The sequence below is a fragment of the Bradyrhizobium sp. AZCC 1588 genome (genome assembly GCF_036924735.1).
Taxonomy (GTDB): Bacteria; Pseudomonadota; Alphaproteobacteria; order Rhizobiales; family Xanthobacteraceae; genus Bradyrhizobium.
The window spans coordinates 3,452,326-3,475,635 of the sequence record NZ_JAZHSC010000001.1 but is presented as its reverse complement, the minus strand read 5'-3'; the positions used below and the strand labels follow the sequence as shown (position 1 = coordinate 3,475,635).

The window sequence follows — 23,310 nt, the reverse complement described above, 5'->3', positions numbered from 1 at the left end:
GGTTCCTCTCAGTGGCCGAGATAGGCTTCGATGACGGCGGGATTGGCGCGGACTTCGGCCGGCGTGCCCATTGCGAGCAGCTTGCCTTCCGCCATCACCATCACACGCGTGCACAGCGACATCACGAATTCCATGTTGTGCTCGATCACCACGAAGGTGGCGCGCTTCTCGCGGTTGATCGCCGCCAGCCGCTCCTTGAGATCGCCGAGCATGGTGAGATTGACGCCGCCGGCGGGCTCATCGAGCAGCACCAGCCGCGGTCCGCCCATGAACGCCATCGCGGCGTCGAGCAGCTTTTGCTGGCCGTACGACAGCCCGCCTGCGGCTTCGGTGGCGAGATGGTCGAGCTTGAAGAAGCCGATCATCTGGTCCGCCACAGCGGTCAGTCCCGCATCCGACGGACCGAACAGCCGCGACACCATGTTGCCCTGATGCTCCTGGCCAGCAAGGATCAGATTCTCCCGCACGGAGAGTTTTGGGAACACCTGCAGAAGCTGGAAGGTGCGGCTGACGCCCAAACGATTCAACTCGGACGGCCGCAACCCGGTGACGATCTTGCCGTCGACCTTCACCTCGCCATCGGTCGGCGTGAGTTGCCCGAGGATGCAGTTGAACAGCGTGGACTTGCCGCAGCCGTTCGGGCCGATCAGCCCGAGGATCTCGCCCTCCTGCACGTCGAAGCTGACGCCGTCGACCGCCTTGATGCCCCCAAAACTCTTCTTGATGTTGCTGACTTCGAGGACTGCGGTCATGGCGCCGTCTCCAGCCTGGATTTGGCAGCCGCCCGCAAGGCGGACGCCGCCTTGGTGCGCCGCTCGGTCAGATAGCGATCGAGGATGCCGAGAATGCCGGTCGGCGAGTAGATCAGGAGCAGCATCACGGCGACCGCATAGAGCATCAAATAGTAGCCTTGCGTGAAGCGCAGCCATTCCGGCAACAGCACCGCAATCATTGCGCCGAGGAACGGCCCGAAAAAGAAACCGGAGCCGCCGACGATCACCATCATCAACAGGTCGAGCGAGAGCGAGAGGTTGAACGGAACCGGATCGATATATTGCGTCAACGGCGCATAGAGCGTGCCGGCGACACCGCCCAGCGCCGAACCGATCGCGAACGCCATCAGCGTATAGCGCCGCGTGTCGATGCCGAGCGACAGCGCCCGCACCGGATTTTCGCGCAGCGCCACGAAAGCGCGGCCCCAGGGTGAGCGGATCAGCCACCACATCGCCAGCGAGACGATGCCGAGCGAGCCGAGGCAGAAGTAATAGAACGGCAACGGCCGGTTGGTCGCGAAGCCAAGGACATTCGGCCGCGGAATATTGGAGATGCCGTAGATGCCCTTGGTGAGCCAATCCTCGTTGCGGAACACCAGGAAGGCCAGCGTCGAGAACGCCAGCGTCACGAAGGCGAGGTAATGATGCTGCACGCGCAGCGCCGGATAGCCGAGGATCCAGCCGATCGCAAAGCACAGCACGATCGCAACGCCGAGCGCCGCAATCAGCGGCATGCCCTGGGTGGTCATGATCGCCGCCGCATAGGCGCCGATGCCAACGAAGGCGCCCTGCGCCAGCGAGACCTGACCGGCATAGCCCAGCGTCAGATTGAGCCCCATCGCGGCGATCGTCATCACCGCCCATTGGCTCAGGATGTACAGGCCATAGCGGTTGAAATTCATCGGCACGATGATCAGCGCCGCGACGACGGCAATGCCGAGGGCGATACGCCAGTATTTTCCGATTGCGGTCATACCGTGCGCTCCTCGGGCCGGCCGAGCAGCCCCTGCGGACGGAACAGGATGATGACGATCAGCAGGATCAGCGGCACCGCGGCGCGGTACTGCGTCGACACATAGGCCGCCGCCAGATTGTCGACGACGCCGATCAACAGCCCGCCGGCAATGGCGCCGCGCACCTGGTTGAAGCCGCCGACGATCGCCGCGATGAACGCCGCCTGCCCCAGCACTTCGCCGGAGGAGAATTTCGCGAGATAAATCGGCGTAATCAGCAGCGACGCCAAGGCCACCAGAAACGCGTTGATCAGGAATGTCAGCAGGATCATGCGCTCGACCGGCACGCCGATGATGCGGGCGACCGTCGGATTCTGTGCGGTCGCTTGCATCTGGTGACCGATCGACGTGCGGTTCAACAGCGCGGTCAGGCCAATCACCACGGCGATCGCAAGCGCCAGCACACCGAGGCTCTGCAACGAGACCACGCGACCGAGGATCCAGACGTCGCCGGCCGGCACGATAGAGGGGAACGGCGAGGCTTCCGCGCTGAAGAGCTGCTTCACCGCCTCTTTCATGCCGATCGCGAGCGCCATGGTTGCGATCGCGAGCGGCAGCACGCCGTGCCGCAGCATCGGATCCACCAGCAGCAGCTTGAAGCCGAGCCCCAACAGCAGCAGCGACAGCAGGATGCCAAGGATGATGGCGAGCCAGAACGGCGCGCCCGCATGCATTACCGCCAGCATCAGGAACGCCGGCAGCATCACGAATTCGCCTTGCGCGAAATTGATGGTTTGCGACGTCTGCCACAGCAGCGTGAAACCGACGGCCACAAGGGCATAGATCGCCCCGGTCGCAAGGCCTGCCACGAGCAGATCGAGCAGATTGGACATGCTTTTCCCTTCACGACGCGGAGACAGGCCCCGCTGACACTTCGGCTCAGATGAATTCGCTCGGCCGCACGGTCGTCCCACCTCTCCCGCTTGCGGGGGAGGTCGGATCACATCGCAAGATGTGATCCGGGTGGGGGCACCTCTCTCCGCACGAACGGTGTGACTCGCGGCGACACCCCCACCCCAGCCCTCCCCCGCAAGCGGGAGAGGGAGCGCAGTCCCGTCGCGGCTGAACTCATCCGGCCACGGTTCTCAACACACTCAATTCAGCTTCGGCAGCACCTGCTTGACGACCTGCTTGCCCTCGACGATCTCGACCAGGAATCCCTGGCGATCGATGTCGCCTTTCTCATCGAAGGTCACATCCATCAGGATGCCGGGCTCGCTGGCGGCCTTGATGGTGAGGCCGTGAAGCGTATCAGCGAACTTTTTGGGATCGACCTTGCCCATCTTCTCGGTGGTCGCCTTGACCATGTAGATCGCGAGATAGCCCTTCAGCCCGTTATGGTCGGGCACGTAGTTGTACTTCTTGACGAACTTTTCCCGGAAGGCCTTGACCAGATCGACCGGTGCGTCGGTGGTAAGCCCGACGTGACCGCGCGCACCGTTTGCCGCGTCTCCAGCCAGTTCGACGACCTTTTGACCAATCAGGGTAGTCTCGCCCACCAGCGGCACAGCGACGGCCTGGCGCTTCAGCTCTTTCAGGATGCGCGCGCTTTCTTCCTCGTTGAGGTAGATGAAGACGGCATCGGGCGCCGCGGCCTTGATCTTGCTGACGTCGACCGCGAAATCGGCCTGTCCCGCTTCGGTGGAAAGGTCTGCCGCGACCTTGATGTTGTATTTGGCGAATTCCTTGCTGATGACGTCGCGGCCGCCCTTGCCGAAATCATTATTGACCCAGACGATCGCAACCGATTTGGCCTTCAGCTCATCGTTGATGTATTTGGCAACCTTCGGCATCGACGATTGCTGACCGAACGAGGTGCGGAACAGAAACTTGTTGCCGCCCTGCGTCAGTTCGGCGGCTTCACCGCCCATGATCTGCGTGATGCCGGCTTCCGCGGCGAGCGGCGAGGTGACCTTGACCGAGCCCGAGTAGCCGGGGCCGAGCAGGACGTAGGGCTCATTGTCGAGCGCCTTCTGCACCTGCGCGCGCGCAACGCCGGGGTTCGACTGCGAATCCGCATGCGTGACTTCCAGCTTGCGACCGAGCACGCCGCCCTTGGCGTTGATCTCCTCGATCGCGAGATCGATGCCGTTTTTCCAGTTGTTGCCAACGGTGGCGCCGCCGCCGGACAGTTCGGCGACATCGGCGAGCTTGATCGGCGCTCCCTGCGCAAATGCGGTTGCGGCCGATACGGTAACGAGCAATAGCCCGGCAAAGATTCCAGATCTCATTTCCATCCCCTCTTGTTGTTGCAAAAGACGGCCTTGTAACCGGCCGTGCTGTTACGCTGCATTCACTTTAGCGTAGCGTTTAGCCATTACGGCGTCGAATGCATTTCCCATCTCGACAACCGATGGCTTCAATCCCGTGAACAGCTCGAAGGCGTCCGCCGCCTGGTAGATCGCGAGCTCGCGCCCGGTCATGACCTCGGCGCCCTTCGCTTTGGCGGCATTCAACAGCGGCGTCCAGAGCGGCGTGTAGACAGCGTCCGCTACCCAAATATCCCTGTGCAGCAGCGCATCCGGCACAGGCGTGTGACGGTTCGGCAGCATGCCGATCGGCGAGCCGTTGACCACGCCGGTGACGCCGCGCATGGCTTCCTCGACGCTGTCGGCGGCCTTCGTGCTGCCACGGCTCTCGATCAGACTGGCAAGTTGCGCTGCCTTGGCTGCGTCAGTGTCGAAGATTCTAATCTCCGCCACGCCAATTCCGGCAAGCGCAAAGGCGATCGCCTTGCCGACACCGCCCGCGCCGATCACGGCGACAACGCTCTGCGCAGGATCGCGGACGAGTTCGGTGATCGCCCGGGCAAATCCCGTTGTGTCGGTGTTGTGCCCGATCAGCCGGTCATCCCGAACCACGACGGTGTTGACGGCGCCGATCGCGCGCGCACCGGGCGACAATTCGTCAAGCAGGGAAACCACCGCTTCCTTGTACGGGAAGGTGACGTTGACGCCGGCAAAGCCCAGCCGCCGCACGCCGTCGAGCAGCAGCCGCAATTCTTCGCGGCCCGCACCGGCAACTTCGATAAGCTGGTAATGGCAATGAGCGCCGAGCGCTTCGGCGGCCCGCTCATGCATCGCCGGCGACGCCGAATGCGCAATCGGCGCGCCGATCAGGCCGGTGAGGAAGCGGCGATCGGCCGGAGCAATCGGGCGGGCGGCAGGGCTCATGATCTCGTCGTTGGGCGCAAATGCGCGTAAGGGCCAGCGGACGGCTCGGGAACGTCCCGATCCGGCCGAACGATAGCGTTTTGCCGACCTAACACAATTACCCATTTATGCCAGATAGATAACATCATGTTATTTCTTGCGCGGCTTGGCGGTCGGGCTTTCGCAGCGCCGTCTTGCTCGGTCCAACGGCGCGCATTTCCGAGCGCAGGCACTCGATGAAATGCTCGATGTGCAGCGACAGCGGCGCGCCGCGCTTTACCGCGATGTAGGTGTCGAACCTGGTCGGCTCGACGATCTTCAATAGTTCGATGCCGGGATAACCGCCATGCGCGACGGTAAACTGGTCGATCACGGCAATGCCGAGGCCGGCCTTGACCAGCGCGCACACCGTGGTGCCGAAGCGCGCGCGGATGGTGATGTCGTAGTCGAGTTTGTTGCGCGCAAATATCTCCGCCATGATCCGTCCATAGGGATCGTTGGGATCGATGCCGATCAGGGGATAGCGGATGATCTCCTTGGCCGAGACCTGCTTGCACCCGGCAAGCTCATGCCCCGCCGGCACGATACAAAACAACTCGCCCGAGGCCAGCGGCAGGAAGTCGAGGCCGGGATGCTCGAGCCGGTAGCTCATGGCGACGCAATCGCCGCGGCCGAGCAGCAGATAGTCGACGGCTTCCTCGATTTTGAGGATGTTGATGTCGATCCGCAGTTCGGGATAACGGCGCCGCACCCGCTCGATCGCGCGCGGCACCATCACCTGCGAGATGCTCGGCACCGAGCCGATGCGCAGCTCCGACAGATCGCCGCGTCCGATCTTGGAGATGATCTCGGAGAGATCATCCATCTTCTCGTAGACGCCGTTGATCTGCTCAAAGATGTTGCGGGCTTCCGCTGTCGGGAAATAGCGCCCGTTCTGGCGCTGGAAGAACCGGACGCCCAGCGACTTCTCGGTATATTTCACCAGCCGGCTGATGCCGGGCGCGGATACGTTCAGAAGTCTCGCAGCTCCGCCGATCGTGCCGGTCACCATCACGGCGCGGATCACCTCGACCTGGCGAAGCGTCATCATGTGCGAAGTCTTGCCTGTCGCGCCGCCCCTGCGATGCAGTCGCGGCTACACGTCGAAGAACACCGTCTCGTTGTCGCCCTGCAGATGGATGTCGAAACGATAGACCGGATTGCCGTTAACCGGCCGGCGCGTCGCGATCAGTGTCGAGCGGCGGTCGGCCGGCACCAGCGCCAGCACGGGATCGGCAGCGTTGGCAGCCTCGCCGTCGAAATAGATCCGCGAATAGAGATGCAGCAGCATGCCGCGTGCGAACACCGCAAGCACGATATGCGGCGCCTGCGGCTTGCCGTCGGGATCGGGCACCACGCCCGGCTTGATAGTGTCGAACGCATAGCCGCCTTTGGCATCGGTGCCGATGCGGCCGAACCCCTTGAACGACGTATTCGGCAATGCCCGTTTGTCCTGCGGATCGGAGAACCGGCCCTGCGCGTCCGCCTGCCAGATCTCCAGCATGCAATCGACGACCGGCACGCCGTCGCCGTCGAACACCGTTCCCTCGACGCGAATGCGCTCGCCCGACGTATCCGGCGTGACGAGATTGTTGTTGAACGCGTCGTTCCAGTCGTATTTGCCGCCTGGCGTCAGGCCGTAGGCGAAATAGGGACCGACGGTTTGCGACGGGGTGACCCCGTCCGGTTTGGTCTGAGGCACTTAACTGTTCTCCATCGGCGTGGCGTTGCGCCCGCGCAGCACAATGTTGAAGCGGTAGCACAGCGCCCAATCCGGCTTGGTGTTCTCCAGATCGAATGACGAGATCATCCGGTTGCGCGCCTTCTCGTCGGTGACCGAATTGAAGATCGGATCGAACGGGAATAGCGGATCGCCGGGGAAATACATCTGCGTCACCAGGCGCGAGACGAAGGAGTGGCCGAACACCGAGAAGTGGATATGGGCCGGCCGCCAGGCGTTGTGGTGATTGCCCCAGGGATAGGCGCCGGGCTTGATGGTGACGAAGCGATAGTAGCCTTGCGCGTCGGACAGCGCGCGGCCGGCGCCGGTGAAATTCGGATCGAGCGGCGCGGGATGCTGATCGACGACGTGGACATAGCGGCCGCAGGAATTGGCCTGCCAGAGTTCGACCAGCGTGTTCGGGACACCGCGGCCGTCTTCATCGAGCACATGGCCGTGCACGATGATGCGCTCGCCGATCGGCTCGCCCTTGCCGTGAACGGTGAGGTCGTGATCGTTCGCGCGCACGGTCTCGTGGCCATAGACCGGCCCGGTCAATTCCGACAGCGTATGGCGCATCGGAATCAGCGGCTTGGAGGGCGAACGCTTGACCGTGCTCTTGTAGGTGGGAGACAGCCGCGGCGGATGCGCCGCGAGACTTTGCACTGGATAGACCAATGTCATGACGAATTCCTCCCTCGCATCGCAGTCGCCGCGCAAAATTGCTTCCCAATTTTGTCGCTGAGCCGCGCTGCCGGATCATTATATGACATAACTATTTTGGGAAAGAGCGATTTTTCGCCTTCCCAAACCATTGTCTTAATTGACCTTTTCGATCGCGACCGCAACGCCCTGGCCGACGCCGACGCACATGGTTGCCAAGGCAAGCTTCCCGCCCCGCTTCTCCATGCCGTGCACCGCCGTCAGCGCCAGCCGCGCACCGCTCATGCCGAGCGGATGGCCGAGCGCGATCGCGCCGCCATGCGGGTTGACGAAGTCGGCATCGTCCTTGACGCCCAGTTGCCGCAGGCAGGCTATGCCCTGGGAAGCGAAGGCTTCATTGAGCTCGATCAAGTCGAAGTCAGAGATCTTGATGCCGAGCCGCTCCATCAGCTTCTTCGTCGCCGGCACCGGACCGATGCCCATGATGCGCGGCGGCACCGCTGCCGAGGCTAACCCTAGGATGCGCGCCCGCGGTGTCAGCCCGTGCTTTTTCACGGCTAGCTCGGAGGCGAGGATCATTGCCGCCGCGCCGTCATTGACGCCGGATGCATTGCCCGCCGTCACCGTGCCGGGATTGCGCACGATCGGCTTCAGTTTTGCCAATCCTTCGAGCGTGGTTTCGGGACGCGGATGCTCATCCTTGTCGACGGTGATGGGACCAGCCTTGCCACCGGGCACCTGGATCGGCGTGATCTCCTCAGCAAAATAGCCCGAGGCGATCGCCGCGCCCGCGCGCTGCTGTGAGCGGATCGCCATCGCATCCTGGTCGGCGCGCGATACCTGGAATTCTTCGGCGACGTTCTCGCCGGTCTCCGGCATCGCATCGACGCCATACTGTGCCTTCAACAGGGGATTGATGAAGCGCCAGCCGATCGTGGTGTCGTAAATCTCGGCCGAGCGCGCAAACGCTTCCGGCGCCTTGCCCATCACGAACGGCGCCCGCGTCATCGATTCGACGCCGCCGGCAATCGCAAAATCGATCTCGCCGGCGCGGATCGCGCGGCCCGCGGCGCCGACCGCATCGAGGCCCGACGCGCAGAGCCGGTTCAGGGTCTGCCCAGGAACCGATTCTGGCATGCCCGCGAGCAACAGCGCCATCCGTGCGACGTTGCGATTGTCCTCGCCGGCCTGGTTGGCGCAGCCGAAAAATACTTCGTCGACCTGCGACCAGTCGAGATTGGGATGCTTCGCCATCAGCGCCTTGATCGGGGCTGCGGCCAGATCGTCGGCGCGCACCTTGGCGAGCGATCCGCCGAAACGGCCGATCGGGGTCCGGACGGCATCACAAATGAATACATCACGCATAAAATCTCTCCCTGAATGCCGTGCTTTAGGCGTTGACCCAGATTTGATGGCGAGTTTTAGGAGCGCGCCCGCGGCAGGTCAATTGAGGCATGGCTGCCCCGCGGCGCTTTCGCGGAGGGGCCGTCATGCTCCGGGCGTATAATCAATCGAGCGGCCCAGGCGTGGAAAACTCTGACAACGCAGGTAAGGGAATAGGATCGGGCGACGAAATTCTGTAGTTTGCCGCCCCTGGAGCCTTCCGGCTCCAGCTTCTCATTTGACGCGTTTTCTTCACGCGAACCGGTACCCACTTCACTTGAAAACGCTCTGATGACGATCCAGCAATCCATCCCCCTGTCCCCGGAGCAAGCACCGGCACCAGAGGCGCCCGCGCGCGTCACGCCGATGATGGAACAGTACCTTGAGATCAAGGCCGCCCATCCCGGGCTGCTCCTGTTCTACCGGATGGGCGATTTTTACGAGCTGTTCTTCGAGGACGCCGAGATCGCCTCGAAGGCGCTCGGCATCGTGCTGACCAAGCGCGGCAAGCATCAGGGGATGGATATCCCGATGTGCGGCGTGCCGGTGGAACGCTCCGAGGATTATCTGCATCGCCTGATTAACGCCGGGCATCGCGTTGCAGTATGCGAGCAGACCGAGAATCCGGCCGCCGCGCGCGCCCGCGGCAACAAGAGCGTGGTGGCGCGTGGCGTGGTGCGGCTGGTGACACCGGGCACGCTGACCGAAGACACGCTGCTGGATGCCCGCACCAACAATTATCTGCTGGCGATCGCGCGCGCCCGCGCCTCCTCCGGCGGCGACCGCATCGGGCTTGCCTGGATCGACATTTCGACTTCCGAATTCATGGTCACGGAATGCTCGACCGCGGAACTTGCGGCGACGCTGGCGCGGATCAATCCGAATGAAGCGATCGTTACCGATGCGCTCTATGGCGATCCTGATCTGGGCGCGCTGCTGCGCGAACTGCCCTCAGTGACGCCTTTGACCCGCGACGTCTTTGACGGCGCCACCGCCGAGCGGCGGCTGTGCGACTATTTCGCGGTCGCGACCATGGATGGCCTTTCCGCGATGTCGCGGCTGGAGGCGACCGCCGCGGCCGCCGCCGTCACCTATATCGACCGCACGCAGGTCGGTAAGCGCCCGCCGCTGTCGCCGCCGTCGCGCGAGGCTGCGGGCACGACGATGGCGATCGATCCCGCCACCCGCGCCAATCTCGAACTGACCCGGACGCTCGCCGGCGAGCGGCGCGGATCGCTGCTGGATGCGATCGACTGCACGGTTACCGCCGCAGGCTCCCGGCTACTGGCGCAACGGCTCGCCGCGCCGCTCACCGACAGCGTTGCGATTGCACGGCGGCTGGATGCGATTGCGGCATTTGTCGCCGACAGCGCTGCACGTGATGACATCAGGACCACGCTGCGCGCCGCACCCGACATGTCGCGCGCATTGGCGCGACTGTCGGTCGGTCGCGGTGGCCCGCGCGACCTTGCAGCTTTGCGCGACGGCATTCTCGCGGCAGACCAGGCGCTGGCGCGCCTCGGGCAGCTCGAAGCCGCACCGGCTGAAATCATCGCCGTGACGGAGGTGCTGCGCCGCCCCTCGCGCGATCTCGCGCGCGAGTTCGAACGCGCACTCGCCGAGCAACTGCCCCTGATCAAGCGCGACGGCGGCTTCGTCCGCGAGGGCTACGAGCCCGCGCTCGATGAGAGCCGAAACTTGCGCGACGCCTCCCGCCTCGTGGTCGCCGCGATGCAGGCGCGCTACGCCGACGACACCGGCATCAAGGCGCTCAAGATCCGCCACAACAACGTCCTCGGCTATTTCGTCGAGGTCACCGCGCAGCACGGCGACAGGCTGATGGCGCCGCCGCTGAACGCAACCTTCATCCACCGCCAGACGCTGGCCGGGCAGGTTCGCTTCACCACGGCCGAGCTCGGCGAGATCGAAGCCAAGATCGCCAATGCCGGCGACCGCGCGCTCAATCTGGAGCTGGAAATCTTCGAGCGGCTCTCGGCGATGGCGCTCGCCGCCAGCGACGACCTGCGCGCCGCGGCACATGCCTTCGCGCTGCTCGACGTCGCGACCGCGCTGGCGAAGCTGGCGGTAGACGACAATTACGTGCGGCCAGAGGTCGACAGTTCGCTCGGTTTCGCTGTCGAAGGCGGCCGGCATCCGGTGGTCGAACAGGCGCTGAAGCGCGACGGCCAACCGTTCATCGCGAACGCCTGCGACCTTTCTCCGGGGCCGGGCCAGAAGTCGGGTCAGATCTGGTTGATCACCGGCCCGAACATGGCCGGTAAGTCGACGTTCCTGCGGCAGAACGCCTTGATCGCGCTGATGGCGCAGATCGGCTCCTATGTGCCGGCGTCGCGCGCCCGGATCGGCGTCGTCGACCGCCTGTTCTCACGCGTCGGCGCGGCCGACGATCTCGCGCGCGGCCGTTCCACCTTCATGGTCGAGATGGTCGAGACCGCCGTGATCCTGAATCAGGCCAGCGAGCGCTCGCTGGTCATCCTCGACGAGATCGGCCGCGGCACCGCCACCTTCGACGGCCTCTCGATCGCGTGGGCCGCGATCGAGCACCTGCACGAGGCCAACCGCTGCCGCGCGCTGTTCGCCACGCATTATCACGAGCTGACCGCGCTTTCCGCCAAGCTCCCGCGGATGTTCAACGCCACCGTGCGCGTCAAGGAGTGGCAGGGCGATGTCGTATTCCTGCACGAGGTGTTGCCGGGTTCGGCCGATCGATCCTACGGCATCCAGGTCGCCAAGCTCGCAGGGCTTCCACCGGCCGTGATCGCGCGCGCCAAGTCGGTGCTGGCGAAGCTCGAAGCCCAGGACCGCGGCCAGACCGCGCGCGCACTCGCCGACGATCTGCCGCTGTTCGCCGTCCCCTCCCGCGCCGCCGCGGAAGCCGCAGCCCCGAGCGAGGCGGAGCAATTGATGGAAGCCGTGAAGGCGCTGCATCCCGACGAGATGTCGCCGCGCGAGGCGCTGGAGGCGCTCTACAAACTGAAGACGCTCGCATCGAAGGCGGACAAATGAAACAGGTCGCGACGCTGCTGGTGTGGCTCGCGCTTCTGTTCGGCCTGCCGCAGGCCCTGATCTGCGGCGTAATGATCTTTTCTTCGGGCTGGGCGATACCGCTGGTGCTGATTTTCCTGCTGTCGCCGTTCGTGCCGCTGATCCTGATGCAGGAAATCCGCCGGTGGCAGAGGTTGCCGCCAGCGGCGACAGCCAGCGCCGCGCTGATGTCGATCGCTGTATCGGCCGGCTTCTATTGGATGCTCTATTATCGGATGCGCTAAAGATTCCACGCAAAGGCGGAAGCGATGACGGCGATTAGTGCGCAGCCTTCCGCTTGCTCCACCAGAACAGGCCGAGATTCCACCCCACACACGTCGCCAGCGCCAGGCTCAGCCCGATCGCCGAGCCGAACTGCAGGGCGGCGACATGCAGCACGGCAATCGCGATGCCGAGCCCCATCAATCCCCAGGCGCTGTTGGCAAGCACGGCCGCCGTCGGCGGACCGCCGATGCGCGGATGCAGGATCAGCATCATCGAGGTGAACACGATCGGGAACAGCGCGATGATGCCGCTGATCTTGGGACCGACCCAGCTCGAGGTGGTGACAACGGTCGCCACCAGCGTTGCGACCAGCGATGCCCGCAGCGGAATGTCGTACCAGCGGCGCCGGATCGGCGGCATTTTGGCGTGGCGGTAGCGGGCGAGCAGCGGGACGCAGATGGCAAATGCAATGGCATTCACGATCAGGCCGCCTGCGAGCGACCATTGCACGGAGCGGATGATCGTGGCGAGCGCGATCCACACCGCGACCGCCGCAAGGCAACTGAGCAGCGCGCTGTGGCGCTGCGCCAGCACGACGTAAGTCAGGCCCAGGAATATCGTCGCGGCATTGATCGGCAGACTCGCCAGCGCGCCCTCGGCGATGAAGGCCGCGTCATGATCGAGCGCGAGGAATACGTAGGACGGCCCCGCCGAGATCGGCAGCGTCGCGATCAGCGCACCGATGACGGGGCCTGAGCGTTCGGTGACGATGGAAGCCGTCACCACGAACGCCGCGGTGATCGCCATGCGCAAGCCGAGCGTCAGGAGGAAGGCGAGTTCGGGGGACATGCTGACCTCTTACCCTCCCCTGGAGGGGGAGGGTCGACGAGCATGGAGCGAAGCGAAATGCTCGACGGGGTGGGGTGATCTCTCAACTCGGGCACTGTTCGCGAGGAGGGACCTTCACCCCACCCCGCCGCTCCCTTTGGGAGCGTCGACCCTCCCCCTCCAGGGGAGGGTAAACGAGCGATCACACCCGCTTCATCGACACCGAGACCTTCGGGCCGTTCTTGATGGTCTGATAGACCACGCAATAACGCTCCGTCAGCTTGAGCAGCAGATCAAGCTTGTCCTGCGGGGCGTCGGTTGCGACCTCGAAGCGCAGGCGGATCTCCTCGAAGCCGACCGGGGCTTCCTTGTCGACGCCGAGCGTGCCGCGAAAATCGAGATCGCCCTCGGCGATGACGTTGCCGGTCTTCAGGGGAATATCGGTGGCGGTGGCCACCGACTTCAGCGTCACGCCGGCACAGGCGACCAGGGCTTCGAGCAGCATGTCGCCGGAGCAGAGCTCCAGGCCGGAGCCGCCGGTGGCGGGGTGAAGGCCGGCGACCGCCAGCGCGCGGCCGGTCTCGACCTTACAGGCGATGCCTTCATTGTCGATCGAGCCTTTGGCTTTGAGGGTAATGACGGCGGCGGAAGGGTCAGACTTGTAGCGTTCCTTGAGCGGGGCCTGCATCGCGCGAAGTTCGGCGGCGTCCATCTTGCTCTCTCCCGACTGTGTTTGTGTGAGCCGATATAATCGGCTAGCGACCTGCTGTCATCACGCCCTGCGGCGGCGCGCATGACATTTTGGAAATCCACGCCTTTCCAACGGGTTATGGCTAGCATTCGCTGAGGCGGCGGCATAGCTTTGCGTTGACCTTACAATCGCCCGTGACAGCCCCTGCGCCGTCCGATATCGGGGAGATCATGGACAGCATCGTGACAGAGGACCGCTCCGGGGCGGATGACCGTTTCGATACCGCGCGGATCACCGCAGCGGTCGATGCGCTGGCCGAAAAACATGCCGGCCGCGAGGACGTGTTCCGCTCGGCGCTGACGCAACTGCTCAAGGCCGAGATGATCGCGGCGCGCGCCACCGCGCAGGCCGTGCTGCTGAAGGATCGCCACGGCCGCCGCTGTGCGGAGCGGCTTTGCTTCATGCAGGACGAAATTATCCGCATCCTCTACGCGGCTGCGACGCGGCATCTCTATCGCTCGCACGTGCCCTCTGGCGCCGAGCGCATGGCCGTCGTCGCCACCGGCGGCTACGGCCGCGGACTGATGGCGCCGGAATCCGACATCGATCTGTTGTTCATCCTGCCCTACAAGCAGACCGCCTGGGGCGAGCAGGTCGCCGAAGCCATTCTCTATTGCCTGTGGGACATGGGATTGAAGGTCGGCCACGCCACGCGCTCGGTCGATGAGTGTATCCGCCAGGCGCGCGGCGACATGACGATCCGCACCGCGATCCTGGAGACGCGGTTCTTGACCGGCGACCGGCCGCTCTATGACGAGCTGGTGGCCCGGTTCGACAAGGACGTCGTGCAGGGCACGGCTGCCGATTTCGTCACCGCCAAACTCGCCGAGCGCGAGGAGCGCCACCGCCGCGCCGGGCAATCGCGCTATTTGGTCGAGCCCAACGTCAAGGACGGCAAGGGCGGCTTGCGCGACCTGCACACGCTGTTCTGGATCGCCAAATACGTCTACCGCGTGCGCGAAACCGGGGAGTTGGTCGAGCGCGGCGTGTTCGACGCGCAGGAATACCGCACCTTTCGCCGCTGCGCCGATTTCCTGTGGTCGGTGCGCTGCAATTTGCATTTCGTCTCGGGGCGCGCCGAGGAACGATTGTCCTTCGACATGCAGCGCGAGATCGCAGTCCGCCTCGGCTATACCTCGCACCCCGGCATGCAGGATGTCGAGCGCTTCATGAAGCACTACTTCCTGGTGGCGAAGGACGTCGGCGACCTCACCGCGATCCTGTGCGCCAAGCTGGAAGAGGAGCAGGCCAAGCCCGCGCCGGTCCTGAGCCGGATGGTGGCGCGGCTGCGGCCGGCCCCCAAGCGGCGGCGGGTGCCCGACAGCGACGACTTCATTATCGACAACAACCGCATCAACCTCGCCGCGACCGACGTCTTCAAGCACGACCCGGTCAACCTGATCCGCATCTTCCATCTGGCGCAGAAAAACAACCTCGCCTTCCATCCCGACGCGATGCGCACGGTGACGCGCTCGCTGAAACTGGTGAACAGCCAGCTTCGCGAAAATCCGGAAGCCAACCGGCTGTTCATGGAGATCCTGACGTCGAACGACGCCGAGACCGTGCTGCGGCGGATGAACGAGACCGGCGTGCTCGGTCACTTCATCCGCGCCTTCGGCAAGATCGTGTCGATGATGCAGTTCAACATGTACCACCATTATACGGTCGACGAGCATCTGATCCGCTGCATCGGCTTCCTGCAGGAGATCGAGCGCGGCGGCAATGACGAGTTCACGGTCGCCAGCGACCTGTTCCGCAAGATCCAGCCCGAGCATCGCGCGGTGATCTATGTCGCGACCTTGCTGCACGACGTCGCCAAGGGCCGTCCGGAGGATCATTCGATCGCGGGCGCCAGGGTGGCGCGGCGATTGTGCCCGCGGCTCGGCTTCAACACCGCCGACACCGAGCTGGTGGCCTGGCTGATCGAAGAGCATCTGACGATGTCGACGGTGGCGCAGTCGCGCGACCTCTCCGACCGCAAGACGATCGAGAATTTTGCCGCCGTCGTGCAATCCGTCGAGCAGATGAAGCTTCTGACCATCCTGACCACCGCCGATATCAGGGGCGTCGGCCCCGGGGTGTGGAACGGCTGGAAGGCGCAGTTGCTGCGCACGCTGTATTACGAGACCGAGCCGGTCCTGACCGGCGGTTTCTCGGAAGTGAACCGCGCGCAGCGCATCGCGGTGGCGCAGTCGGAATTCCGCGCCGCCTTCACCGAATGGCCGGAGGAGGAGCTCAATGCCTATATCGGGCGGCATTATCCGGCCTATTGGCTCAAGGTCGATCTGCAGCGAAAAATCCGCCAGGCGCGCTTTATCCGCGCCAGCGAACAGGCCGGGCATCAGCTCGCGATCAATGTCGGCTTCGACGAGGCGCGCGGCGTTACCGAATTGACGATACTGGCCACCGACCATCCGTGGCTGCTGTCGATCATCGCCGGCGCCTGCGCGTCCGCCGGCGCCAACATCGTCGACGCGCAGATCTACACCACCACCGACGGCCGCGCGCTCGACACCATCTCGATCTCCAGGGAATATGACCGCGACGAGGACGAGGGACGGCGCGCGACCCGCATCGGCGAGATGATCGAGCACGTGCTCGAGGGCAAATTGCGGCTGCCAGAAGTGGTGGCGCGCAAGGCCGCCAACCGCGGAAAGGTGCGCGCTTTCGTGGTCGAGCCGGAGGTCACCATCAACAACCAGTGGTCGGACCGCTACACCGTGATCGAGGTCTCCGGCCTCGACCGCCCCGGCCTGTTGTATCAGCTCACCACGGCGATCTCGAAGCTCAACCTCAACATCGCCTCCGCCCATGTCGCGACCTTCGGCGAGCGCGCCCGCGACGTGTTCTACGTCACCGATTTGCTCGGCGCCCAGATCAACGCGCCGACCCGGCAGGCTGCGATCAAGAGCGCGCTGATCCATCTGCTCTCTGCCGAAGACAACGTCGCCAAGCCGGCGGCGTAGGGTTCTTTCAGTCCCGTAGGATGGGTGGAGCGAAGCGATACCCATCAATCATGTGGAGAGACAGTGATGGGTTTCGCTGCGCTCTACCCATCCTACGGACTGTCGTCCCTGCGAACGAAGGGACGACGCGCATCAGAGAAGAGTGATCGCCGATAGATGGTGGGCACGGCGCATGCGCGCCTTTGCCCACCCTGCGCTGCTAAGTAGTCCGTTCGGCCGCAGCCCGAGCGTGATACTCGAGCGCGATCAAGCTCGCAGCGATGAAGGTAAGATAGTTTGCCTGTGCAATCAGGAGGCCGAGATCGAACAGGTCAAACAGGCCTTCGCACGGGTTCTCTGCCGGAACGACGTTTGTTCGCCTGCCTCCATCGATAACGATAGGCTGAAACCTGCGGTCGCGGCGATTTGTCTCGGGATCGATGTCGTCAGAGCAAAGGATCAAATGCAGGTGTGCTTTCGGCATATCAATCCCCCTGAAATTCGGTCGGTGGATCCCTGACGTTTGACCACAGCGACGGTTGCGACCGGCAAGGGGTCAGCTCGTTGGGTGTTCCGTAACACTCTTCCCGCATGGAGGACCGGCGGTCCGCCGCCATCCGGTTAGCCAATCAGCGTAGTCTTCGAGAAGGACCGGACCATTGAACGGAGGTTGATCCAAACGTTCCATTCGGTTGGGCGGACCATACCGAGGTTTAGGATCGCAACCTGCCCTCGCGCGACGGAAGATCGCGCCTGGAGGTCAAGGTGCCGCAAAGGATCGGCCGATTTTACCCGCCGGAAATCCGAAAAGCTGCTAGTATCCAGCCTGTTAGGAGGGCGACGTTGTCGCCGCTGATGGTCGCGAACACCTGGCGACGCAGCGCCGCTCGGGATGGCCGAGTGTCAGTGCTGATGATGCGTAAGCCGACGATAAAGTCCCGGAGCTCAGCCGAGCAATGGCTGCTCGGCAGCATGGCGCTGGCGTTGGGCGCGGTGGCCGGAATCTGGCTGCTGCTCGGCCCGGCGCCGACGACCACCCCTCATTTCATTGCGATCGTGCTGCTCATCGCTTCGATTGCCGCCTCATTGATCATGATGGGCCTGGTGGGGCGTACGCGGCGGCAGATGGAAGCCGTGCTTGAGGGCCGCCTGAGCGCCGAAGCGCGCGCGATCGAGAAGCTGCGTCATAGCCAGGCGCAATGGAAGGAGGTGTTCGAGCATAACCCGGTGATGTACTTCATGGTCGATGCGACGGGAACCGTGCTGTCCGTCAACACGTTCGGCGCCGCACAACTTGGCTACTCCGTCAGCGAATTGCTCGGGAAATCCGTGCTGAAAGTCTTTCCTGCCGAAGAGCAACGCGCCGCCCAGAGCAACGTCGCCATATGCCTGGAGAATATCGGCGAGACCCACAATTGGGAGATATGCAAGGTTCGCAAGGACGGCTCAACCCTTTGGGTTCGCGAGAACGCCAAAGCGGTGCGGCGGCTGGACGGCCGACTGATCGTCCTGATCGCGTGCGAGGACATCACGGAGCGCAAGCAGGCTGAAAATGCGCTGCGGCAGAGCGAAAATGTATTTGGCCAAAGCCCAGCGATTGAGCCACACCGGCAGCTTCGGCTTGCGCGTCACCAGCGGCGAGCTCATCTGGTCGGAAGAGACTTTCAGAATATTTGGATTCAAAAAGGCTCCCTCCATCAAGTTCGCCACCGTCATTCAACGCATTCATCCGGACGATCGCGGACGCGTGCAACGGACCATCGACCGCGCGTCCAGCGAGGGCAAGGACTTCGCGCATAGCTATCGATTGCTGATGCCCGACGGCTCGATCAAGCATGTCCACGCCACCGCGCATGCGGTGAAGGATGCATCCGGCGCCATCGAATTCGTTGGGGCGGTAACCGATATCACGGCGCGCAAGCGAGCCGAGATGGAATTGCATGAAGCGCAGGCGACGCTTGCGCATGTCACGCGCGTGACTGCCCTCGGTGAACTTGCCGCCTCGATCGCCCACGAAGTGAACCAGCCGCTCGCCGCCGTGGTCACCAATGCCGCCGCATGCCGGCGTTGGCTCGACCGTGAGCCTCCCGATCTGAAGGAAGCGCGCGGGACAATGGAAGCGATCATCAAGGACGGCAATCGTGCCGGCGAAGTGATCCAGCGGGTCCGCGCGCTCGTGAGCAAGGCGACCGATCAGAAGGCAGCGCTTCACATTAACGATGTCATCAACGAGGTCATCAGCCTCGTGCAGCATGAGCTGCTCAGCCACCAGGTATCGTTGCGGCTTGAGCTCTCCCCCGACCTGCCGCTGGTCATCGCCGATCGGGTCCAGTTGCAACAGGTCATTCTCAACCTGGTCATCAATGGCATCGAGGCGATGCAGCCGGTCACGGACCGGGCGCGGGAGCTCGTGATCCGGACATGCCAGGACGAAGACGGGCAGATCGTGGTGACGGTGAAGGATTGCGGCGTTGGCCTCGCAGCCGAGAACGCTGGCCGGCTGTTCGACGCCTTCTTCACCACCAAATCCAGCGGCATGGGAATGGGCCTGTCGATCTGCCGCTCCATCATCGGCGCTCATGGCGGGCGGCTGTCCGCGTCCGGAAATGCCGGCCCTGGCGCGACATTCCAGTTCACCTTGCCGTTAACCCAGGAGGATGCAGCGTGACCGCGCGGCCGGCATCCCCTTCCAGCCTCGCAAGCGTCGAGGAACCGGTGGTCTTCGTCATCGACGACGACGCATCGGTACGTGAGGCACTGAGCAATCTCTTTCGCTCAGTGGGATTGCGCGTCGAGGTGTTCGGTTCAGCTCACGAGTTTCTGCAGCACAAGCTTCCGAATGCCCCCAGTTGTCTGATCCTTGACATCAGGCTGCCCCGGCTGAGCGGCCTCGACTTTCAGGCCGAACTGGCCAAGGCCGACATTCACATTCCGATCATCTTCATGACCGGTCATGGCGATATTCCGATGACGGTCCGCGCGATGAAGGCCGGCGCCGTCGATTTTTTGACCAAGCCATTCCGCGATCAGGACATGCTGGATGCCGTAACCGCGGCAATCGAGCGCGACCGCAACAGCCGTAACGAAGCGATGGTTCTCTCGGAGCTGCACGCGCTTTTCGCGACGCTAACTCCCCGGGAGCGACAGGTGATGGCGCTGGTTACGTCGGGGCTCATGAACAAGCAGATCGCCGCCGAAGTTGGCCTGGCGGAGATCACCGTGAAGATACATCGCGGGCATATCATGCGGAAAATGGGAGCGAAGTCGCTGCCCGATCTGGTACGGATGGCCGAGCTACTCGGGATCGGGCCTGCATCCGGCCGGGCGCAAACCTAAGTATGATTTTCCCTCGCTGATTTGCAGCGCACTCTCCCGATACGCGGCGGCACAGCAAAAAGACATCCTCTGGTCGTCTCCAGAAAGAAGCGTCTTGTCCAATCGGGCCATATCAATCATCGACGACGACGGGTCGGTTCGCGCCGCGACCCATAATCTCGTCAGGTCGCTTGGTTACGTCGTCCATTCATTTGCGTCGGCCGAGGAGTTTCTGCAATCGCCGCATCTGAATGACACTTCGTGCGTGATAACGGATGTCAGGATGCCCGCCATGAGCGGGCTCGAGCTGCAAGCTCATTTGCTCGCCACCGGCCATCGCCTTCCCGTCATCTTCGTAACGGCTTTTTCGGTCGAAAGCGACCGCGCCCGGGCCATGAAGGCGGGAGCGACCTGCTTCTTGAGCAAGCCGTGCGACGGGGAAACGCTGATCAAATGCCTCGAAGCCGCGCTGGCGCCAAATGGCGAGGCCGCAACCAAATGAGCCGATCCGGCTCTCGAGCCTTTCGGTTCTGATTGAATCAGAACCGGGCACTAGATTCTTGTTTTGACGCGTTTTCTTGACGCGAACCGGTGTCCACCCCGGATCAAGTCCGGGGCAGGCTTTCGCTGGAAAACGCTCCGGGGCGAGCCAGCATACGTAAGGATGATCTCGCCAAACATCTGGACGAATTGAAGATAAGCCGCGACCGCGCCAGACTTCGCATCGTCCTTCGAGAAGCGAAGGGCGCGAAGCATCACACATTTTGATCGGCAAGCGGCAATTCCTCGGAAAGGAGGTCGCCATGCGTACAGAACTGCGTTGCGCCGAGTGTGACAGCGAAGGGCCCAAAATCATCTCTCTGCGAAATCCAGCGCGCGAACGCTATTGCGGGCGCTTCTGTCTCGACAAGAGCCACGAGAGTTTCATTCGCTGGATACGGCGTGCCAATGCGGAGGCTGCGTCATGAAAAATTGTTGCGGAAATCCGGAATGCAAGCGTCCCTTCGGGCTGGTCCGGCGTAGCTGGTACTTCCAGCAGTTCTGTTCGGCGAAGTGCCGCGAGATCTACAAGCGTCAACTGGAGCGCAACCGGACATATTGGAAGTGGCTCTACCAGGTGCCGGAACCTGCGGCGCACAGAGACCATCTATCGTGCCGGTGATCGCGGAGCAGCCAGCATGGCAACAGTAAATGCGATGCTGGTGGGCGCAGTGCTGGCGTGGGGACCTCTGCTGATTGTATTCATCTATATCCTTCGCGGACATGCGAAACGCGCCCCGTGACCCCGATTGACTTGAAACGGGTGACGACGCCGAGCGCAACGCGCCCGGCCGATCCGCTTCTCCTGTTCCCGAGCACGCAATCTCCACGCCCTCGTGCTTGAGCAGCCAGCGCTTGCGCTCCAGGCCGCCGCCGTACTTCACCAGCGAACCGTTGGCGCCGATCAGGCGGTGGCAGGGCAGGACCACGCTGATCGGATTCGAACCGTTGGCATGGCCGACGGCGCGGACGGCGCGTGGCATCCGAAGTTTTGCGGCGAGCGCGCCATAGCTCATCGTTGTCCCTGCCGCGATCTTCGGTAGCGCGTTCCAGACCTTCTGCTGGAACGGCGTGCCGGCGACGCGCCATTCGATCGCTGCGAGGCGGTCGAGGTCACCCTTGAAATAGCCGGTCAAGGCGGCGCGCAAATCACGCGGCGCCCGCCCGTTGTTCAAATTCACCGCGCCATAATGCAGGCGCAGCAATTGCTTCATGCGCGGCTCATAGTCTTCCCAGTCCAGCGCGCGGAGCAGGCCGTCCGCATCGGTAACCAATAGCGCCGTGCCGATCGGCGTTGGCAGGCGGTCGAGGTTGAAGTTCTCCGGCATCGTCACCCCTGAAAATATCCGCGAGCGGCCCGCACTTTTCACCTGCGGCGTATTGGTGTCCACCCGAATTCCGCTGCCGGTTGTCCGGATCCTCTACGTGCAGGCGGCGCCCACGGCGCTCGCCTTGGTGCTGCTCCGGCTGGCATAACGGCCTCCCCGTACTGCCTTGCATTGGCAAAACCGTTCCGCCACACTCGCTCCCAACGATGACGTCCGGCCTTCCGAACGGATGACCGGAACAGGATCATCGGTCGAGATTATGGGAAGGGAGCAGCGATATGAGAAGTGGCGTTCTTCATCTGATCGCAGGCACGGCGGTCGCGATCGCGCTGGCGTCACCCGCCAACGCGCAGAAGAAATACGATACCGGCGCGAGCGATACCGAGATCAAGATCGGCCAGACCGTTCCGTTCTCGGGACCGGCCTCCGCCTATGCCGGCATCGGCAAGACGCAGGCCGCCTACTTCAGGATGATCAACGAAAAAGGCGGCATCAACGGCCGCAAGATCAACCTGATCCAGTATGACGACGCCTACTCGCCGCCGAAAGCCGTCGAGCAGGTGCGCAAGCTGGTCGAGAGCGACGAGGTGCTGTTCACCTTCCAGATCATCGGCACGCCCTCGAACGCCGCCGTGCAGAAATACCTCAACGCCAAGAAGGTGCCGCAGCTCCTCGCCGCGACCGGCGCCTCGAAATTCACCGATCCCAAGAACTTCCCCTGGACCATGGGATACAATCCCAATTACCAGTCGGAAGGGCGCATCTACGCCAAATACATTCTGCAAAATCATCCCAACGCCAAGATCGGCATTCTCTATCAGAACGACGATCTCGGCCGCGACTACGTCACGGGCCTGAAGGAAGGGCTCGGCTCCAAGGCCGCGTCAATGATCGTCGCCGAAGTCTCCTACGAGCTGACCGATCCGACCATCGACTCACAGATCGTCAAATTGAAAGCAGCCGGCGCCGACCTGCTCTACGACGCCTCGACGCCGAAGTTTGCGGCGCAAGCGATCAAGAAGGTCGCCGACCTCGGCTGGAAGCCGGTCCATATCCTCGACATCAATGCCAGCCCGGTTTCGGCGACGCTGAAGCCGGCGGGCCTCGACATCTCCAAGGACATCATCTCGACCAACTACGGCAAGGATCCGGGCGATCCGCAGTGGAAGGACGATCCCGGCATCAAGGCCTATTTCGCCTTCATGGACAAATATTACCCGGAGGGCGACAAGCTCAACACCGTCAACACGTATGGCTACGCGACGGCGGAATTGCTGGTGAAGATCCTGCAGCAATGCGGCGACAATCTCACCCGCGAAAACATCATGAAGCAGGCGGCCAATCTGAAGAACCTCACCGGCAGCCTGTCGCTGCCCGGCATGGTCACCAACACCTCGCCGACCGACTACCGTATCAACAAGCAGATGCAGATGATGAAGTTCAACGGCGAGCGCTGGGAGCTGTTCGGCCCGATCATCGAGGATACCGGACCGAGCGGTTAGGCCCGTGTCCCGGACGCGGCGCAGCGTGCAACGATGCGCCGCAGAGCCAGGACCCACCGCCGCTCTCTGTATTGGGTACCGGCTCTGC

20 protein-coding genes and 2 pseudogenes are annotated in these 23,310 nt (G+C 63.3%); 9 read left to right on the top strand and 13 right to left on the bottom strand.

Going from position 1 to position 23,310, the window contains the following annotated elements:
• Nucleotides 1-8 precede the first annotated feature (8 nt).
• From V1277_RS16240 to pcaF, 9 genes are all read right to left on the bottom strand, one after another.
• Nucleotides 9-752, bottom strand: a complete 744-nt coding sequence (locus V1277_RS16240) for an ABC transporter ATP-binding protein (RefSeq protein WP_334417196.1) — start codon at nt 750-752, stop codon at nt 9-11.
• Nucleotides 749-1,747, bottom strand: a complete 999-nt coding sequence (locus V1277_RS16235) for a branched-chain amino acid ABC transporter permease (protein WP_334417195.1) — start codon at nt 1,745-1,747, stop codon at nt 749-751. The genes V1277_RS16240 and V1277_RS16235 overlap by 4 nt, the downstream gene beginning before the upstream one ends.
• Nucleotides 1,744-2,619: a branched-chain amino acid ABC transporter permease gene (locus tag V1277_RS16230; RefSeq protein WP_334417194.1), complete on the bottom strand. Its 876-nt coding sequence runs from the start codon at nt 2,617-2,619 to the stop codon at nt 1,744-1,746. The genes V1277_RS16235 and V1277_RS16230 overlap by 4 nt, the downstream gene beginning before the upstream one ends.
• A 261-nt stretch (nt 2,620-2,880) precedes the next feature.
• A complete protein-coding gene (locus V1277_RS16225) occupies nt 2,881-4,017 on the bottom strand; it encodes an ABC transporter substrate-binding protein (RefSeq protein ID WP_334417193.1) in 1,137 nt (378 codons plus the stop codon).
• A gap of 51 nt (nt 4,018-4,068) precedes the next feature.
• Nucleotides 4,069-4,959: a shikimate dehydrogenase gene (locus V1277_RS16220; RefSeq protein WP_334417192.1), complete on the bottom strand. Its 891-nt coding sequence runs from the start codon at nt 4,957-4,959 to the stop codon at nt 4,069-4,071.
• A gap of 124 nt (nt 4,960-5,083) precedes the next feature.
• Nucleotides 5,084-6,028, bottom strand: a complete 945-nt coding sequence (locus V1277_RS16215) for a LysR family transcriptional regulator (protein WP_334417191.1) — start codon at nt 6,026-6,028, stop codon at nt 5,084-5,086.
• Nucleotides 6,029-6,073: 45 nt separating this feature from the next.
• Nucleotides 6,074-6,679 carry a protocatechuate 3,4-dioxygenase subunit alpha gene (gene pcaG / locus V1277_RS16210; protein WP_334417190.1) on the bottom strand — a complete coding sequence of 202 codons (606 nt, stop codon included), beginning with the start codon at nt 6,677-6,679 and terminating at the stop codon, nt 6,074-6,076.
• On the bottom strand, nt 6,680-7,381 hold the full coding sequence (gene pcaH, locus V1277_RS16205; RefSeq protein WP_334417189.1) for a protocatechuate 3,4-dioxygenase subunit beta: 702 nt from the start codon (nt 7,379-7,381) through the stop codon (nt 6,680-6,682).
• A 135-nt stretch (nt 7,382-7,516) separates the two neighbouring features.
• Nucleotides 7,517-8,725: a 3-oxoadipyl-CoA thiolase gene (gene pcaF / locus V1277_RS16200; protein ID WP_334417188.1), complete on the bottom strand. Its 1,209-nt coding sequence runs from the start codon at nt 8,723-8,725 to the stop codon at nt 7,517-7,519.
• A 309-nt stretch (nt 8,726-9,034) separates the two neighbouring features.
• Here pcaF and mutS point away from each other — a divergent pair, with 309 nt between their 5' ends.
• Together mutS and V1277_RS16190 are read left to right on the top strand one after the other, a co-directional pair.
• Nucleotides 9,035-11,770: a DNA mismatch repair protein MutS gene (gene mutS / locus V1277_RS16195; protein ID WP_334417187.1), complete on the top strand. Its 2,736-nt coding sequence runs from the start codon at nt 9,035-9,037 to the stop codon at nt 11,768-11,770.
• Complete coding sequence (locus V1277_RS16190; protein ID WP_334417186.1) at nt 11,767-12,033, top strand: hypothetical protein; 267 nt, start codon at nt 11,767-11,769, stop codon at nt 12,031-12,033. Before mutS ends, V1277_RS16190 begins: the two co-directional genes overlap by 4 nt.
• A 34-nt stretch (nt 12,034-12,067) precedes the next feature.
• Here V1277_RS16190 and V1277_RS16185 read toward each other — a convergent pair whose 3' ends face one another.
• Both V1277_RS16185 and V1277_RS16180 read right to left on the bottom strand, forming a co-directional pair.
• Nucleotides 12,068-12,862: a hypothetical protein gene (locus V1277_RS16185; RefSeq protein WP_334417185.1), complete on the bottom strand. Its 795-nt coding sequence runs from the start codon at nt 12,860-12,862 to the stop codon at nt 12,068-12,070.
• A 181-nt stretch (nt 12,863-13,043) separates the two neighbouring features.
• A complete protein-coding gene (locus V1277_RS16180) occupies nt 13,044-13,553 on the bottom strand; it encodes an OsmC family protein (protein ID WP_334371258.1) in 510 nt (169 codons plus the stop codon).
• Nucleotides 13,554-13,762: 209 nt separating this feature from the next.
• Here V1277_RS16180 and V1277_RS16175 point away from each other — a divergent pair, with 209 nt between their 5' ends.
• Complete coding sequence (locus tag V1277_RS16175; RefSeq protein WP_334417184.1) at nt 13,763-16,558, top strand: [protein-PII] uridylyltransferase; 2,796 nt, start codon at nt 13,763-13,765, stop codon at nt 16,556-16,558.
• 199 nt (nt 16,559-16,757) lie between these two features.
• Here the strand turns inward: V1277_RS16175 and V1277_RS16170 are convergent, their stop codons facing one another.
• Nucleotides 16,758-17,021 (bottom strand): hypothetical protein, encoded by a 264-nt coding sequence (locus tag V1277_RS16170; RefSeq protein WP_334417183.1) that lies wholly within the window; start codon nt 17,019-17,021, stop codon nt 16,758-16,760.
• Nucleotides 17,022-17,392: 371 nt separating this feature from the next.
• On the opposite strand from V1277_RS16170, the pseudogene V1277_RS16165 reads away from it, so the two are divergent.
• From V1277_RS16165 to V1277_RS16150, 4 genes and pseudogenes are all read left to right on the top strand, one after another.
• Nucleotides 17,393-18,037, top strand: a pseudogene (locus V1277_RS16165) (PAS domain-containing protein); the annotation flags it as partial.
• Between the two features lie 52 nt (nt 18,038-18,089).
• Nucleotides 18,090-19,205, top strand: a complete 1,116-nt coding sequence (locus tag V1277_RS16160) for a sensor histidine kinase (RefSeq protein WP_334417182.1) — start codon at nt 18,090-18,092, stop codon at nt 19,203-19,205.
• Complete coding sequence (locus tag V1277_RS16155) at nt 19,202-19,873, top strand: response regulator transcription factor (RefSeq protein ID WP_334417181.1); 672 nt, start codon at nt 19,202-19,204, stop codon at nt 19,871-19,873. The genes V1277_RS16160 and V1277_RS16155 overlap by 4 nt, the downstream gene beginning before the upstream one ends.
• A gap of 94 nt (nt 19,874-19,967) precedes the next feature.
• Nucleotides 19,968-20,354, top strand: coding sequence for a response regulator transcription factor (locus V1277_RS16150; RefSeq protein WP_334417180.1), 387 nt, complete (start codon nt 19,968-19,970; stop codon nt 20,352-20,354).
• Between the two features lie 859 nt (nt 20,355-21,213).
• Here V1277_RS16150 and V1277_RS16145 read toward each other — a convergent pair.
• Nucleotides 21,214-21,720, bottom strand: a pseudogene (locus tag V1277_RS16145) (methylated-DNA--[protein]-cysteine S-methyltransferase); the annotation flags it as partial.
• Between V1277_RS16145 and V1277_RS16140 the strand changes: the two are divergent.
• Together V1277_RS16140 and V1277_RS16135 are read left to right on the top strand one after the other, a co-directional pair.
• Complete coding sequence (locus tag V1277_RS16140; protein ID WP_334417179.1) at nt 21,704-21,868, top strand: hypothetical protein; 165 nt, start codon at nt 21,704-21,706, stop codon at nt 21,866-21,868. The pseudogene V1277_RS16145 and the gene V1277_RS16140 sit on opposite strands and share 17 nt — an antisense overlap.
• Nucleotides 21,869-21,998: 130 nt before the next feature.
• Entirely contained in the window at nt 21,999-23,222 is a 1,224-nt protein-coding gene (locus V1277_RS16135) for an ABC transporter substrate-binding protein (RefSeq protein ID WP_334417178.1), read from the top strand.
• Nucleotides 23,223-23,310: the final 88 nt, after the last annotated feature.